The organism is Gluconacetobacter aggeris (assembly GCF_014174395.1).
In the GTDB taxonomy this organism is placed as follows: domain Bacteria; phylum Pseudomonadota; class Alphaproteobacteria; order Acetobacterales; family Acetobacteraceae; genus Gluconacetobacter; species Gluconacetobacter aggeris.
Genome location: NZ_JABEQD010000001.1, coordinates 291,719 through 307,406, shown reverse-complemented (window position 1 = coordinate 307,406; position 15,688 = coordinate 291,719). Strand labels below are relative to the sequence as shown.

12 protein-coding genes, 1 tRNA gene and 1 other RNA gene are annotated in these 15,688 nt (G+C 70.2%); 10 read left to right on the top strand and 4 right to left on the bottom strand.

Features of this window, described 5'->3' with window-relative positions; genetic code table 11:
* Nucleotides 1-244 precede the first annotated feature (244 nt).
* Genes HLH36_RS01390 through HLH36_RS01375 form a run of 4 tightly spaced genes read left to right on the top strand, consistent with a single transcriptional unit; the run spans nucleotide 245 to nucleotide 7,552 of the window.
* A complete protein-coding gene (locus HLH36_RS01390; protein ID WP_182964844.1) occupies nucleotides 245-2,014 on the top strand; it encodes an SEL1-like repeat protein in 1,770 nt (589 codons plus the stop codon).
* A 3-nt stretch (nucleotides 2,015-2,017) separates the two neighbouring features.
* Nucleotides 2,018-5,035, top strand: a complete 3,018-nt coding sequence (locus HLH36_RS01385; RefSeq protein WP_338030363.1) for a glycosyltransferase — start codon at nucleotides 2,018-2,020, stop codon at nucleotides 5,033-5,035.
* Nucleotides 5,035-6,267: a hypothetical protein gene (locus tag HLH36_RS01380; RefSeq protein WP_182984705.1), complete on the top strand. Its 1,233-nt coding sequence runs from the start codon at nucleotides 5,035-5,037 to the stop codon at nucleotides 6,265-6,267. Before HLH36_RS01385 ends, HLH36_RS01380 begins: the two co-directional genes overlap by 1 nt.
* Before the next feature lie 58 nt (nucleotides 6,268-6,325).
* The gene (locus HLH36_RS01375) at nucleotides 6,326-7,552 is read left to right on the top strand and encodes a glycosyltransferase family 4 protein (protein ID WP_182984704.1); all 1,227 of its coding nucleotides are present in this window, start codon (nucleotides 6,326-6,328) and stop codon (nucleotides 7,550-7,552) included.
* A 41-nt stretch (nucleotides 7,553-7,593) separates the two neighbouring features.
* Here HLH36_RS01375 and ppa read toward each other — a convergent pair whose 3' ends face one another.
* Nucleotides 7,594-8,121, bottom strand: coding sequence for an inorganic diphosphatase (gene ppa, locus HLH36_RS01370; protein ID WP_182984703.1), 528 nt, complete (start codon nucleotides 8,119-8,121; stop codon nucleotides 7,594-7,596).
* A 160-nt stretch (nucleotides 8,122-8,281) separates the two neighbouring features.
* Here ppa and HLH36_RS01365 point away from each other — a divergent pair.
* From HLH36_RS01365 to HLH36_RS01355, 3 genes are all read left to right on the top strand, one after another.
* Nucleotides 8,282-8,355: transfer RNA gene (locus HLH36_RS01365), tRNA-Ile, on the top strand.
* A gap of 82 nt (nucleotides 8,356-8,437) precedes the next feature.
* Nucleotides 8,438-10,117, top strand: a complete 1,680-nt coding sequence (ettA, locus tag HLH36_RS01360; protein ID WP_182984702.1) for an energy-dependent translational throttle protein EttA — start codon at nucleotides 8,438-8,440, stop codon at nucleotides 10,115-10,117.
* A gap of 160 nt (nucleotides 10,118-10,277) precedes the next feature.
* Complete coding sequence (locus HLH36_RS01355; protein ID WP_182977938.1) at nucleotides 10,278-10,832, top strand: GNAT family N-acetyltransferase; 555 nt, start codon at nucleotides 10,278-10,280, stop codon at nucleotides 10,830-10,832.
* Nucleotides 10,833-10,867: 35 nt separating this feature from the next.
* Here HLH36_RS01355 and HLH36_RS01350 read toward each other — a convergent pair whose 3' ends face one another.
* Nucleotides 10,868-11,494, bottom strand: coding sequence for an MlaC/ttg2D family ABC transporter substrate-binding protein (locus tag HLH36_RS01350; protein WP_182984701.1), 627 nt, complete (start codon nucleotides 11,492-11,494; stop codon nucleotides 10,868-10,870).
* Nucleotides 11,495-11,508: 14 nt separating this feature from the next.
* Nucleotides 11,509-12,324, bottom strand: coding sequence for an MlaA family lipoprotein (locus HLH36_RS01345; RefSeq protein ID WP_182984700.1), 816 nt, complete (start codon nucleotides 12,322-12,324; stop codon nucleotides 11,509-11,511).
* Nucleotides 12,325-12,709: 385 nt separating this feature from the next.
* On the opposite strand from HLH36_RS01345, the gene HLH36_RS01340 reads away from it, so the two are divergent.
* Nucleotides 12,710-13,576 (top strand): MOSC domain-containing protein, encoded by an 867-nt coding sequence (locus HLH36_RS01340; RefSeq protein ID WP_246376286.1) that lies wholly within the window; start codon nucleotides 12,710-12,712, stop codon nucleotides 13,574-13,576.
* Here HLH36_RS01340 and thyX read toward each other — a convergent pair.
* Nucleotides 13,565-14,515: an FAD-dependent thymidylate synthase gene (gene thyX, locus HLH36_RS01335; RefSeq protein WP_182984699.1), complete on the bottom strand. Its 951-nt coding sequence runs from the start codon at nucleotides 14,513-14,515 to the stop codon at nucleotides 13,565-13,567. The two genes, HLH36_RS01340 and thyX, sit on opposite strands and share 12 nt — an antisense overlap.
* Before the next feature lie 64 nt (nucleotides 14,516-14,579).
* On the opposite strand from thyX, the gene ssrA reads away from it, so the two are divergent.
* Both ssrA and HLH36_RS01325 read left to right on the top strand, forming a co-directional pair.
* Nucleotides 14,580-14,919, top strand: a transfer-messenger RNA (tmRNA) gene (ssrA, locus tag HLH36_RS01330).
* A gap of 181 nt (nucleotides 14,920-15,100) precedes the next feature.
* Nucleotides 15,101-15,652, top strand: coding sequence for an SspB family protein (locus HLH36_RS01325; protein WP_182984698.1), 552 nt, complete (start codon nucleotides 15,101-15,103; stop codon nucleotides 15,650-15,652).
* Nucleotides 15,653-15,688 lie beyond the last annotated feature (36 nt).

The following is a 15,688-nucleotide window of genomic DNA, read 5'->3' as shown; positions in this document are numbered from 1 at the left end:
CCTGTGCTCCGGTGCTCACGGCCATCAAGGCCGCTCCGCTCCGGTGCTCGGAAACGCACGCCGGACGCTGCACTCCGTGCAGCTCTCGCTCACCAGCCCACGTTTGCGGGCCCAAACTCCGCAGCCCAACCCGATCCGGGGCGCGTTTCGGGCGTCGGGTGTTCGTGGCGGATAAGGCTGCTCCGCTCGGATCTTCCGAAACACTTATTGTCTGTTCTGGCGATTGTCTGATCCGGGGTGGGGCGTGAGGCGGGTTCTTTCCGCGCTGGGGGCGCGGTTTTCTTCACGGGCGCGTCTGGCGCATGCCTTGCGGTTGATCGAGGACGGGGATGTGGTGGCCGGGGTGGCGCTGCTGGGCAGCGTGGCCGAGGCCGGCATGCCGGAGGCCCAGTTTCGGGTCGGGCGGGCCTATCTGGATGGCACCGGCGTGCCGCCCAGCCTGGTGGAGGGCGCGCGCTGGATGCGTCGCGCGGCCGAGGCCGGGTGGGTCGAGGCCCGCATGGTGCTGGGCACGCTCTATCTGTTCGGCCTGCCGCGCGAAAGCGCGGAGGGACAGGGCGTGCGCCTGGTGGCCGAAACGCCGGGCGACCGGGTGCCGGACCCGGTCGAGGCCGCCCGCTGGGCCCGTCTGGCGGCCGAGGCCGGATCGCCCGACGCGCAGGCGCTCTATGGCTATATCCTCGCCGACGGGCCGGCCGACATGCGCGATCCGGCGGCGGCGGAGGGCTGGTTCTCCCGCGCCGCCGCCGCCGGCTGTCCGCAGGGTCATCTCGGCCTCGGGCTGGTCTGGATGCGGGCGGCGACCGATGAGGCCGGGCATGCGCGGGCGGCGGCGTCCCTGCGCCTGGCGGCCGATGCCGGGTTGGGGTCGGCGCAGTTCCTGCTGGGGGCGCTGACCGAACAGGGGCGCGGCGTGGCCCGCGATAGCGCGGCGGCCACCGCGCTGTATGGGCGCGCGGCCGAGGCCGGGGTACGCGCCGCCCAGGCGCGGTTCGGTCTGGCCCTGCTGGAGGGGCGGGGTTGCGCGCGCGATGCGACGCGGGCGGAAAGCTGGCTGCGCCGTGCCGCCCTGGCCGGCGATCGCGAGGCGGCATCGCTGCTGGGCGATCTGTATGCCAGCGGCGGCGACCTGCCGCCGAACTATATCGAGGCCGCGCAATGGTATCGCCGGGCTGCTGCCGCCGGCCATGCGGCCTCATGGCGGGCGCTGGGGATGCTGGCCCTGACCGGGGCCGGCCAGCCCCGCGATGTGACCGAGGCCGTGCGCTGCTTCCGTCAGGCGGCGGCGCTGGGCGACGGGCGGGCGGGCGCCGATCTGGGCAACCTGCTGCTGGACCAGGATGTGTCGGAGGATGACCGGCGCGATCTTGGCCGATATTTCGCCCATGCGGCAGAGGCCGGGGACCCGGTCGCGGCCTTCAATTTCAGCATCTGCCTGTCGCAGGGGCTGGGGATGGCGCGGGACGAGCAGGCGGCGGCGGGCTGGATGCTGCGCGCCGCCGACGGGGTGGTGAATGCGCAATACTGGTACGGCCGCATGCTGCTGGACGGGCGCGGCTGCGCGCCCGACGCGGCGGCGGGCCGAAGCTGGATCGCACGGGCCGCCGAGGCCGGCATGGCCGATGCCCAGGTCGCACTGGCGCAATTGATGCTGACCGGGCGCGGCGGTCCGCGCGACCATGCGGCGGCGGCCGTGCTCTATCGGGCGGCGGCCGAACAGGGGCAGGTCGATGCCATGTTCTCGCTGGGCGCGCTGCTGGGCGGCGGCCACGACGTGCCGGTGGATCGACCGCAGGCCCAGCACTGGTTCCGCATGGCGGCCGAGCGTGGCAACGCGCTGGGGCAGTTGATGCTGGGGCGCTATCTGCTGCGCGGACTGGCTGGCGTGACCGACCCGGCCGAGGCCCGGCAATGGCTGGAACGCGCCGCCGCGCAGGGCGTGCCGGACGCCGCGGCCGAACTGGCCCGGCTGGGGGCAGGGGCGGGCCCGGCCGCCGGCGCCGGGGCGGGCTGAGCGGTGGCAGGGCATAGGGTGCAGCCCGCGCGCGGCCGGGTCACGCCGCAGGACCGCGCGGCCTGGCAGGTCTGGGCCGACGCCCAGGCCCAGTCGGCCTTTCGCCGTGCGCGGGAGAGCGAGGATGCCGCCGACCATGGCAGCGCCTGGGCCTGGTACGAGCGCGCCCATCGTCTGGCACCGGACAGTATCGTGGTCGCCTTTCCGCTGGCGATGGCGCGGCTGCGCGGCGGCGATGGTGCGGGCGCCGCGCAGCTTCTGCGCACGCTGACCGGGCGTTTCGATTTCCGCGAGGGCTGGGTCGCCCTGGCGGCCGCCCTGCTGATGGCGGGAGAGGACAGCGTCGCCATCGCCGCCGCGCAGCATGCCCTGTCCCATCATGCGCCGCCCGACGACATGCAGCCCCTGCTCGCGCGGCTGGCGGCGCGGGCCGGCCGGCCGGGCTGGTGCGGCCTGTCTGTGTCCGGGCGGCTGTGCCTGGGGGCAGGGGCGTCGGTGGTGACGGTCCTGATCGACGGCCGGCCTGTCCCCGGTGCGCAGGATGGGACCGTACTGCCCGCGCGGTGGCGCCGCGCGCGGCGGGTGGAGGTCCTGGCCGGCGGTGCGAATCTGCTGGGCAGCCCGCTGGACCCGGCGGCCCTGCAACGGACCGACGGGCTGGTCGAGGCCGGGCCCGATGGGCTGTCGGGCTGGGCCTGGCATCCGTCGGACCCGGATCAGGTACCGGTGCTGCACATCCGCGACGCGCGGGGGCGCATGATCCGGCGCGTCCTCGCCGCCGATCCTGCGCCGGGGGCGGAGAGCATGTTCCCGCTGGCCCGGCCCCGCCGCTTTGCCCTGGCAGCGGCCGACCTGCCGCCCGGCCCGCTGCATGTACTGGGGCCGGATGGCAGCGACCTGACGGGCAGCCCGCTGACGGTGCGCCCGGTTACGCCCTCCGACGTGGAACCGTCCACGCATCCGCCACCGTTGGAGCCGCCGGTCCGGTCCGGTCCGGCCATCGTCATCCCGGTGCATGGTGATGGCGCCGCCACCCTGGCGTGCCTGGATTCGGTGCGGACCAGCGTGGGGGACGCGGTGCCGGTGATCGTGGTCGATGATGCGACGCCGGACCCGGTTCTGGCCGCCGAACTGGACCGGCGGGCGCGAGAGGGGGCCATTCGCCTGATCCGTCACACACGCCGTCTGGGCTTTCCGCAATCGGCCAATGACGGCATGCGCGCGGCGGCGGGGCACGATGTGCTGCTGCTGAACAGCGATACGCTGGTGGCCGGCGGATGGCTGGAGGAACTGGCCGACATCGCCTATGGCGCGCCCGATATCGGCACCGTCACGCCGCTGTCCAACCGGGCCAGCCTCTTCTCATGGCCCGGCCCGGATGCGCTGCCGGGCGACGCGCCCGCGCCGATGCCCGATCTGGCGACGGTGCAGCGCCTGATGGCGGCGGCGCGGGCGGCCAATCGCGGGCAGGCGGTCGATGTCCCGACCGGGCATGGATTCTGCCTGTTCATCCGGCATGACTGCCTGGCCGCCACCGGCCCGTTCCGCGCCGACCTCTTCGCCCAGGGCTATGGCGAGGAGAATGAATTCTGCCGGCGCACTGCCGTGGCGGGCTGGCGGCATGTCGCCGCGCCCGGCGCGTTTGTCGGTCATGCGGGGTCCGCCTCCTTCGGCGCCGCCCGCCCGGCGCTGCTGCGGCGCAATCTGGCGATCATGGATCGGCTGTATCCCGATTACGGTGCGCTGGTGGCGGCCCATGCCGTCGTCGATCCGCTGTTCGCGGCCCGCAGGCGGCTGGATCTGGTGTGCTGGCGAAGGGGCGGGGCCGGCTGGCGCCACGCGGTGCTGCTGGTCACGCACGATCAGGGCGGCGGGGTGGAACGGGTGGTGCGGGACCGGGCCCGGATGTGGCGCGCGCGGGGCGCGCGGCCGGTGGTGCTGCGCCCCGCGCCGGATGGCTGCCGGCTGGAAGATGCGGCAGGGGGCGCCTGGTCCGCCAGCCCGCGCTTCCACCTGCCGGCGGAACTGGATCTGCTGCTGGCGGTGTTGAGGGCATCGGGGGTGGACAGGCTGGAATGGCATCACGGGCTGGGGCTCGGGATCGACGCGCCGACGCTGGCTGCCGGGCTGGGTGTGCCGTACAGCGTGCATATCCATGATTATGTCTGGTTCTGTCCCCGCGTCGCGCTGGTGGACCCGTCCGGCCGGTATTGCGGCGCGCCCGGGCCGGCGGGATGCGCCGCCTGCCTGCAGGCGGGCGACAGCCTGCTGAAGGGCGCCGGTCCGGTGCCTGGGCGCCTGTCGGCCTATCGTGCGCGGTCCAATGCCGTGCTGCGCGGAGCGGGCGCGGTGATGGCCCCCTCCGCCGATACCGCTCGCCGCATGGAACGGGCCTTTCCCGGCCTTGCGGTCGGCGTGGTCGCGCTGGCGGACGATCCGGCGGATGCGCCGCCGGCGGTGGCGGCCCGTGGTCCGGCAGCGCGGATACGGGTGGCGGTGCCCGGCGCGATCGGGGTCGAGAAAGGGTACCGCGTGCTGCTGGAAGCGGCGCAGGATGCCGCCGCCCGGGCGTTGGATCTGGAATTCATCGTGGTGGGGCATACGCCGGACGATGACGCGCTGATGGCCACCGGCCGGGTGTTCGTCACGGGTCCGTACGCGGAAGGCGACGGCGCCGCGCTGCTGGCGGCGCAGCGGGCGGACCTGGCCTTCCTGCCCTCGATCTGGCCCGAGACCTGGTGTTTCGCCCTGGGGCTGGCGTGGCAGGCGGGGCTGGATGCGGTGGTGTTCGATCTGGGTGCGATGGCGGAGCGTGTGCGCCGGACCGGTCGCGGGGCCGTGCTGCCGCCCGGTCTGCCGATTCACGAATTGAATACGTTTTTGCTGTCTTATGGGCGGATCGGGGCGGCCAGCACGTGTCGCCGGGAGAAAAGGGAGATCCCGACCTTGCATCCAGTCGACTGCCTGCCGGCGCAGGACACTGCCTCTTGTTCCTCCACCCCACGACGGAAAGCCCGCTGATGCCGGACAGCATGACGACCGACAATCCGGGCCGGCTCATGGACCTGAAGGTCTCCGGCCGCCTGATGACACTGGAGCCGGGACTGTACTGCATCTTCCATGCCGCCGGGGGCGAGATGCCTGCTGGGGGGGCGGGCGAAGACCTGCCTGGCGTGCGCATCTCGCGCGCTCCGGGGCCGGGCGGCGTTGGGGTCGGGATCGCGACCTTCGATGAAGATGGCTGGCTTGGGGCGGCACGCAATGCCGCACTGGTCCGTGTGCCGGGGGCGGCCGGGCAGATCCTGATCACCATCTATCAGGACCCGGCCCAGATGGCCGAGACGCCGCGCCTTCAGGTGGTGCGTCTGGCCGATGCGCCGGCCGCCGGCCCGGCGCCCGCCATGGCGTCGCCCCGGCCGGCCCCCGGTGCCGCGCCGCCCTTTCCGCTACCGCCCGCGTCCGCGGAGCGGCCGACAGGGGATCGCCCGGCCGGGAAACCCACCACCGGCGAGCTGACGGCCCACATCCAGCGTCGCGGCGATGTGGCGACCGCGATGGCCGAGTGGATGGGCACGCCCGGCAGCCGGAACTGGATCGAGGGCTTCGCCATCGCGCCTACCCGGCTGATCACGGCCGAGGAGATCGAATATCAGGCGGTGCTGGGGCGCGGCTGGCTGTCGCCCTGGGCCTCGGGGGGGCAGTTCTGCGGCAGTCGCGGCATGGCGCTGCCGATCCTGGGCCTGCGCGTCCGGCTCAAGCCGCAGGCCGCCGGCCGGTATCGGTGCCGCGTCTGGGCCAGCTTTACCGATGGCAGCCGGGTGGGGCCGGTGACGGAGGGCGGGGTGGCGGAGGCTGAAAGCGCGGCCCCGCTGGAAGCCTTCCGCATCGAGATCGTGCCGGTGACGGAATCGGAGCTTCCCGACGAAGGGGAAAAGGCGCTGCTGGCCAGCACCATGGCGGCGGAGAAAAAAACCCGTCGCCCCCCGAAACCCGTGACGGCTCCCCCGCCGGTGGCGGAGGCGCCCGCCGGGACGGTCCGGAAACGCCGGGCCGGAGCCGCCGATCCGGTCCAGGACGCGCCAGCCAAAATCGCGGGGAAGCCTCGGCGCAAGGGTGCCGAACCGGCCGAAGACATTGTGTCCATCGATGCCCTCCGGCCGGGCCGGGGGCGCAAGGCGCAGGGGTCGCGCCTGGGCCTGCTGAAGGCGCGCCGGCAGATGGCGTCGCGCCGCCGGTCCCGACAGGAGCCGTGACCGGCGGCCGGCGTGCGCCCGCCCCGTTTCCGTCCCACAGGGCTGCCGGGATGATGTCTTGAGATATCTGTTCGTTCACCAGCATTTTCCCGGCCAGTTCCTGCACCTGCTGCGACATCTGGGCCAGGACCCGGGGAACGAGATCGTCTTCATCAGCGAGCCGAACGACAATCAGGTTCCCGGGGTGCGCCGCGTGGCCTATCGCCTGCCGCGCGGCGGGCTGGACGGCGTGCATCCGGGCGCGCGGGAGTTCGACCTGGCACTCCTGCGAGCCGAATGCGTGGCGCGCGCGGCCGCCAGCCTGCGCGATCTGGGCTATCGCCCGGATATCGTGATCGGCCATCACGGCTGGGGGGAATTGCTGAACCTGGGCGACGTGTTTCCCGGCGTGCCGCTGCTGGGCTATTTCGAATTCTTCTACCATGCCGACGCGCTGGATGTGGGGTTCGATCCGGAATTTCCTTCGCCCGAGAGCATCCGGCCGACCATCCGCGCCAAGAACGCGGTCAATCTCCAGGCGCTGGCGCTGGGCGCACACGGCCATACCCCGACCCGCTTCCAGTGGATGACTTATCCCGACTGGGCGCGGGAGCGGATCGCCCTGCTGCCCGAAGGGGTGGATCTGGAGGCCTGCTCCCCCGATCCCTCGGCCTTCCAGCGGCCCCTGCATGTCGCCGGTACGGTCATCGCGCCGCACGACCGGCTGGTGACCTATGTGGCGCGGGACCTGGAGCCCTATCGCGGCTTTCATGTCTTCATGCGCGCGCTGCCGCGCATTCTGGCGGCGCGGCCGGATGTGCGGGTGGTGCTGGTGGGCGGCGATGGCGTCAGCTACGGCGCCAAGCAGCCGCACGGTGCGTGGCGAGCGCGGATGATGGCGGAACTGGCGGGGCGGATCGATCCGGATCGGGTCCATTTCGCGGGACGGGTCGATTACGAGACGTTCCGCGCGCTGCTGCGCCGATCCGACGCGCATGTCTACCTGACCTACCCGTTCGTGGCGTCCTGGTCATTGCGCGAGGCGATGGCGATGGGCTGTGCCATCGTGGGCAGCGACACCATGCCGGTGCGCGAATTCCTGGCCGATGGCCGCACCGGCCGGCTGGTGCCGTTCCTGGACCCCGACGGCATCGCCGAGGGCGTGCTGGAGGTGCTGGAGGATGCCCGCCTGTCCGCCCGGCTGCGCCGGGGCGCGCGCCGGCAGGCCGAACGCACGCTGGACATGGCGGATTACATGGCGCGCTATCGCGCCCTGATCGACCGGATAGCCGGCCGGGGTGCCTGAAGGTCCCTCCTGCCGCCCCGGAGCGACAGGAGGGGAGAGAATCAGGCCTTTTGGGCGGCGGCCAGTGACGCCTTGATGATCTCGCCCGCTTCCTCGCGGCCGGCCCAGCCGGTCACCTTCACCCACTTGCCCTTTTCCAGGTCCTTGTAGCGGGTGAAGAAATGCTCGATCGCCTGGAGGGTGATCTCGGGCAGGTCTTCCAGCTTCTCGACCTTGGAATAATGCGGATGCACCTTGTCGTGCGGGACGCAGATGATCTTCTCGTCTTGGCCGCTTTCGTCTTCCATGCGCAGCATGCCGATCGGGCGCGCGCGGATCACGGCGCCGGGTACCACCGGGGCCGGGATCAGCACCAGCGCGTCGGCCGGGTCGCCGTCGGCGGCCAGCGTGCCGGGAATGAAGCCGTAGGCGGCCGGATAGGCCATCGGCGTGAACAGGATGCGGTCGACGACGACGGCGCCGCTGTCCTTGTCGATTTCGTATTTCACCGACGACCCCTGCGGGATCTCGATGACGACGTTGATATCGAACGGCACATCCTTGCCGGGCGAGATTTTCGACACATCCATGGCGGCGCTCCATACTCTTGGAAACAGGAACAGAATGGCGCTGAACCTATCGACGCCGCCGGCCGTTGCCAAGCGTCGTTTCGATGGCGGGAATCGCCGGTACGGGCCAATGTGCATCTTGCCAAAAGCCCGCACATGCGCGAAGTGAGGACCGGCCTGCGCGCCCGTAGCTCAATTGGTTAGAGCGGGCCGCTCATAACGGCTTGGTTGCGGGTTCAAGTCCTGCCGGGCGCAGGCCGCAGCCCGCGTCGCGCGTCGCACCGGGGAACGCCGGCCGTTCGCTTTCTTTTACTCTGGATCATCGGGAGCCTTCGTCATGGCCGCCACGCAATATGTCTATGTGATGAAGGACCTGACCAAGGCGTATCCGGGTGGGCGCGAGGTCTTCAAGGGCATCACCCTGTCCTTCCTGCCCGGGGTGAAGATCGGCGTGCTGGGCGTGAACGGCGCCGGTAAATCGACCCTGCTGAAGATCATGGCGGGGATCGAGAAGGAATATGGCGGCGAGGCCTGGGCCGCCGAAGGCACCCGGATCGGCTATCTGGAGCAGGAGCCCAAGCTGGACGAGTCCCTGACCGTCGGCGAGAACGTGGCGCTGGGCTTCGGCGACCTGAAGGTGGCGGTCGACCGCTTCAACGAGATCTCGATGAAGTTCGCCGAGCCGATGTCCGACGACGAGATGACGGCGCTGCTGGCCGAACAGGCCGAGCTTCAGGAAAAGATCGACGCCGGCGACGGCTGGGAACTGGACCGCAAGATCGACATCGCGCTCGACGCCCTGCGCTGCCCGCCGGCCGACAGCCCGGTGACCAAACTGTCGGGTGGTGAGCGCCGCCGCGTGGCCCTGTGCCGCCTGCTGCTGGAAAAGCCCGACCTGCTGCTGCTGGACGAACCGACCAACCATCTGGACGCCGAGAGCGTGGCGTGGCTGGAGCGGACCCTGCGCGACTATGAAGGCACGGTCATGATCATCACCCATGACCGCTACTTCCTGGACAACGTCACCAACTGGATCCTGGAACTGGAGCGTGGCCGGGGCTATCCGTTCCAGGGCAATTACTCCTCGTGGCTGGAACAGAAGCGCAAGCGCCTGGCCCAGGAGGAAAAGGAAGAGAGCGCCCGCCAGCGCGCCCTGGCCGCCGAGCAGGAGTGGATCGGCTCCAGTCCCAAGGCGCGCCAGGCCAAGAGCAAGTCGCGTATCGCCCGCTACGAGGAAATGCTGGCCCAGAACGCCGAGCGCGCGACGGGCACGGCCGATATCGTCATTCCGCCCGGCCCCCGCCTGGGCGGCACGGTGATCGAGGCCGAAGACCTGCGCAAGGCGTTCGGCAACCGTCTGCTGATCGACGATCTCAGCTTCAAGCTGCCGCCCGGCGGCATCGTCGGCGTCATCGGGCCGAACGGCGCGGGTAAGTCGACCCTGTTCCGCATGATCGTGGGCCAGGAGCAGCCGGATTCCGGCACGCTGAAGGTCGGCGACACCGTCAAGCTGGGCTATGTGGACCAGTCGCGCGACAGCCTGGACGACAACAAGACGGTCTGGGAGGAAATCTCCGGCGGCACCGACGTCATCTATCTGGGCAAGCGGGCCGTGCCGTCGCGCGCCTATGTCGGCGCCTTCAACTTCAAGGGCGCGGACCAGCAGAAGAAGGTCGGCATCCTGTCGGGCGGCGAGCGCAATCGCGTGCATCTGGCCAAGATGCTGCGGCAGGAAAGCAACGTCATCCTGCTCGACGAACCGACCAACGACCTGGACGTCGATACGCTGCGCGCGCTGGAAGACGCGCTGGCCGAATTCGCCGGCTGCGCCGTGATCATCAGCCATGATCGCTGGTTCCTGGACCGTCTGGCCACGCATATCCTGGCCTTCGAGGGCGACAGCCACGTCGAATGGTTCGAGGGCAATTTCCAGGCCTACGAAGAGGACAAGCGACGCCGACTCGGTCCGGATGCGACCGAGCCGGGACGGATCAAGTACCGCCCCCTGGCGCGCTGAACCGCCGGGGCGGCCATGCACGTCCCGATCGTCCTGCCGGGCCCCCGTGACGCGTCCGCCGCGCGGCATTGACGGGCCGGACCCCGCCGGGGCGCGGCATTTGCGCCGTGGCCCGTGGGGGTTGCCCGCCGACCGCACCGAACGGGCGCCCTATCCCCGGATCACGGGCGGGTCGATCCGCACGCCGCGCCTGGTGCTGGAACCGGTCTCGTGGCGGGACATGGACGACATGGCCCGGCTGAAGGCCGATGCCGGGGCGTTCGGCATGATGCTGGGCGGCGTGCGCAGCCGCCAGCAGGCCGAGGCCGACATGGCCGACGACATGGCCTGCTGGGCACGGCGCGGGGTCGGAATCTTCATCATTCGCGAGGATGGCCGCTTCATCGGCATGACCGGCCTGCACGAACGCCCGGATGGGCGTGGGCTTGGCCTGCGCTTCGCGCTCTGGCCGTGGGCGGCCGGGCGCGGCCTGGCGCGCGAGGCCGCCTCGGCGGCGCTGAGCTTCGCCCATGATGCAGGGATTCGCCGCGTGATGGCGGTGACGCGCGACACCAACATCGCCTCGCGCACCATCCTGGGCGGGATCGGCATGACCCAGTGCGACAGTTTCGAACGCGATGGCCACCAGATGCTGGTCTATGAAAGCATCCGCGACGTCGCGCCCGAGCCGCTGCCCCCCCTGCCGCCGCGCCGCCCGGTCAGGTTGCCGGAATAGCGCGCCGGATCGCCGGCGCGCTATTCCGGCAGGTTTTACGGGGCAGGCGAGGCGTGCGCCTCTACCTGATGGTCCAGCGCATGCAGCAGGGCGTCGATGCTGCCATTATGCCGGCCGAGGAAGGACGCATAATCCTGCCGCGTGGTCAGGCGCAGGCTGGGGCCTTCGGCCATCACGTCCACCACCATGGGCTTGCCGCTGCTGAAGCTGACGATCCATTGCGCGTTGAAGGCCGGCTGTTCGGGGCGGCTGATCACCGTATCCACCGCCTGATCGGGGCCGGAGGAGGCGACATTGCCGATCGTGAAGGTCACGCCCCGATAATCGCCGATCTTGTCGGTGATGGAATTGACCAGGATCTGGTGGAACAGCGCCAGGAATCGTGTCTGCTGTTCCGGCGTGGCGACCCGCCAGTAGCGGCCCAGGCAGTAGCGGCCCATGGCGTCCATGTCGACATGCTCCTGCAGCAGAGGCAGGATCGCGACCTTCTTGTCGGCCAGCGAGTGGTCGGAATTGACGATTGCGATCAGTTGCTGGCCGAAACTGCTGACGAATGCGCGGGCATCGCCGGCGGAAGCGGCGCGGGCTGGTGCCGCAACCCGCAGGGTGGCGGCCGCGGCGACAAGACCCAGCGCATGACGACGGGAGAGGGCTGTCTTCATCTCTGTGTCCCTGTTCAGTTGTACCAGTCGGGTACGGTGGCGCGGTGATCGTTGCGGATGGCTTCGGCCTGGGCCTTGCGCTGCTGCTGGTAGGCGCTGCGGATGGTGGCGTAGGGGTCCAGCGCGTCCTTCTGCAACTGGTCCAGCGCGTCCAGATGGTCGGCCCGCCCGTTGATCATGCCCATGATGTTGTAGGCCCAGTTGAATGTCAGCAGCCCGTAGCCCCTGGGAACGTAGTTGAAGGGTTGCAGGCCGGTATCGATGCCGTAGCCGATCCCGTCGCGGATCGATGACGGGCCCAGCATCGGCATGAACAGATAGGGGCCGGACGGCACGCCCCATGTCGCCAGCGTCAGGCCCGCATCATTGTCGTGGTGCGGATAGCCCGCATATTTCGCGACATCGACCAGCCCGCCGACGCCGGCCACCATGTTGATGCACCAGCGCACGAAGGCATCGCCCGCCCGGCGGGGCCTGCCGGCGCCGACATCGTTGAAGAACACCACCGGCTCGTTCATCGTCTGGACCATGTTGCCCAGCGACTGCCGCACGCGATAGGGCACGGCCCAGACATAGGCCTTGGCCACCGGACGCATGGAATATTTGTCCAGCGTCATGCTCAGGTCGTACATCTTGCGGTTGAGGGATTCGTACGGATCGTTGGCCTCGCGATATTCGGCCAGCGCGTCCGGGTCCTTGGGGGGCGGGGCCGCGCAGCCGGCCAGTGCGGCCAGCCCCAGTCCGGCGAAGAGGCGGGTGATCCGGCGCGGGCGGCGGGCGGGAGTACATGACCGGGATGGCTGTAAGTTCGATCCTGTCACTGCACGCATGCTCGTTCCCGTTTCCCTGGTCTGCCGTTCCCGAACGCCACTCATGCGCGGGAAGCCAATGGATGCCGCGGGCGTCGACGCGTGTCCGCGAACCCTCTCTCTAGCATGGGACGCGGCGTGTGCAATCGTCGCCGTTGACCGACCGGTCATGCGCCTGGGGAGCGGGCGTGGGGACGGCAGGGGTTTTCAGGCCGCCTTCGGCATGTCAGGCCTGTTCCCCCACCGGAACGGTCCGGTTCGTCATCGCGCGGAACAGCCCGGCGGGGCCGATGCGGCCAGCACCCGCACCGGGGGCGCGGGATGCCGTCAGGCGGAGTCGTTCACGTTCCCGTGATTGACCGGTGGCGGCCTGCGGCGGCATCCTGTCGCGAAGCCAGGGAGAAGAATGATGCAGGATAGGACGGACCCGGCGGCCGGGGCGTGCGTGGCGCGGGTCGTGGCGCTGCATGTCCATCCCGTCAAGTCACTGGGCGGGATCGCGGTATCGGCCGGCCTGCTGGGGCCGTGCGGGCTGGAGGATGACCGGCGCTGGATGGTCACCGACCCGGATGGCGCTTTCCTGACCCAGCGCCAGCAGGCGCGGATGGCGCTGGTGACGGTGGCGCGCGGCACCGATGGGCTGGTGCTGGCGATGGAAGGCCACGGCGCGCATGCGGTCGCCCGTCCGCCCGTCGACGGCACGCGGCGGATCGTACGGGTGTGGAAGGACAGCGTGCCGGCCGTCGATGCGGGCGATGCGGCGGCCGCCTGGCTCGGTGCCGCGCTGGGCCGCCCCTGCCGGCTGGTCTACCTGCACGATACGGGGGCGCGGCCGGCCGATCCGGCCTTCGCGCCGCCGGGCGCCACCGTGGGGTTCGCCGACGGGTTTGCCGTGCTGCTGGCCAGCCGGGCATCGCTGGACGCCCTGAACCGCGACCTGCCGTCCCCGGTGCCGATGGACCGTTTCCGGCCCAATCTGGTGCTGGAAGGGGCGGCACCCTGGGCCGAGGATGGCTGGCGCCTGCTGGCGGTGGGCGAGGCGCTGCTGCGGGTCGTCAAGCCCTGCTCGCGCTGCATCATGACGACCATCGACCAGCGGACGGCCGAGAGTCCCGACCCGCGCGAACCGCTGGCGACGCTGGCCCGCACCCGCCGCGCCCGGGGCGGCGTGATGTTCGGCCAGAACGCGGTGGTGGTGCGGCCGGGCCGGATCGCCGTGGGCGATGGGGTGCGGGTGCTGGAAGAGGGGCCTTCGAACCTGTTACCGGCCTAGACGGGGCGCGATCTCGGGCAGCAGGCCGATCAGGTCCGTGACCTCGCGCTTCGACAGGCCGGACGCCTGCAGATCGACCTCCCGCCCGGCCAGCACGTCGCGCAGGGCCCGCAGCGCGGGGCCGGAGAGCAGGGCCGCTTCCTGCATGTAGTCGCGGAAGGCCTCGTAGGTCAGCGGCACCCAGCGTTCCACCAGGCTCAGGATCGTGTCGGCATAGGCGCGGATTTCGTACTGCGCGTGGGCATCGGCCCGCAGCCGCAGGAAATGCAGCAGGTTCCACAAATTGAGCTGCCAGTAGAACTGCGTCATCACATTGACCGGCAGCGTCATGCGCGCCAGTTCGCGCGCCACCACCGGGCGGTCGGGATCGACGACATTCCCTTCCTCGTCCTGGTTCAGCATTTCCAGGTAATGGTCGTAGCAGCGGGTGGCGTCCTCGCGCAGCAGGTCCAGCACGTGCCGGGCGGCATCGGGGGGCAGGCTGTCGCCGCGCCCCTGCTTGTTGCTGGCCGACTGGTGGGCGATGTCCTCGGGGCGGGGGAAATAGAATTCCTTCTCCAGCACCGAATAGCGGGCCGAATATTCGTTGATGCTGGCCGTGCGGTGGCGGAACCACTGGCGGGTCACGAAGATCGGGGCACGGACGTGGAACTTGGCCACCGCCAGTTCGAACGGGCTGGTGTGCCGGTGGCGCATCAGGTAGCGGATCAGCCCCCGGTCGTCGGAGGTGCTGCGCGTGCCCCGCCCGTACGAGACGCGCGCACCCTGCACGATGGCTTCGTCGCCGCCCATATAATCGACCAGCCGGACGAATCCGGTGCCCAGCACGGGCTGGGGCTCGTACAGCGCCTCTTCGACGGCGGGGACGACCGTGCGGCGCGTCTGGGCCCAGTCGGCGCGGGCCGCGTCGATTTCCGATTTCTGGTCCGCTGAAAACATTGCCGCGCTCCGTTCCTGCCGCTGAGTCCAAGGGGCGCATACCACGAATCCCCGGCCGCGGACACGGCTTGCGCCCATGATGCGGCATCCTTATATACCGGAGTGCCGGAGGGGCTTGCTCCTTGGCTATGGCGATAAACGGCACGTGGAATAAGTGTAGTGGACCCGGGGGCAGTACCCGGCGTCTCCACCAGAACTCTCCCCGCCATGACCCTTCGGGGCAGGGGAGCATGGGGACGAAACAGGCTCGACACGCATGGTAAAGACCTGCCTTTTGCCCGGCATTGTACCGCCGTCATCGGGCTAACTTACAAGTGCCAACGATAACTCTGAGGTGCTCGCTGTCGCTGCATAAGTGACAAGCGCGGTTCGGGAGGGCACCGGGCAACAGAAGCCCTCCCACTTCGCCGCCAAATCATGCCATTATTCCTGCGGTTGTGATGTCTGACCTGCCGAGGCGGCCCTTGTGCCCTCACGCGGTTTGACGCATGGCTGAAGGCTGTGGCAGGGCGTGGCGCGACCCACACGGCCATCATGGCCCGGCCGACCCCCGACGGGGCGGCCGGACGGTACGGAGTATCCCGCATGTCCGACGATCGCGACGAGGAAAACGGTTTCGACACCACGATTCCCGAAAGCCTCCTGCCCTATGATTCCTGGATCGAGGACGCGTATCGCGGGGTGATGCTGCGCGCGCTGGACCATGTGGGGCGCGAGGGACTGCCCGACGGGCATCATTTCTACATCACCTACCGCACCGACTGGCCGGGCGTGGTCCTGCCCAACCGGCTGCGCGCCCAGTATCCGCACGAGATCACCATCGTGCTGCAGCACCAGTTCTGGGACCTGAAGGTGGATGAAGACGCGCAGACCATTTCGGTCGGCCTGTCCTTCGGCGGCGTGGGGTCGACCCTGGTCATTCCCGTCGACGCCGTGACCGCCTTCGCCGATCCCCATGTCCGGCTCGCGCTGCGCTTTACCCCGCCCGAGACGCCGGTCGAGGAAGACGAGGCGCCCGCCGCCTCCGACCTGGCGGCCCCGGCGGATGAGGCCGCGGAACCCGTGGAGGAAGCGCCGTCCTCGCCACAAGTGGTCAGCCTGGCCGCCTTCCGCAAGAAGGGTTCCGGTCCGGGCTGAACCGTACACCATCCGGGGGGCCCGGATGCGGCCGGG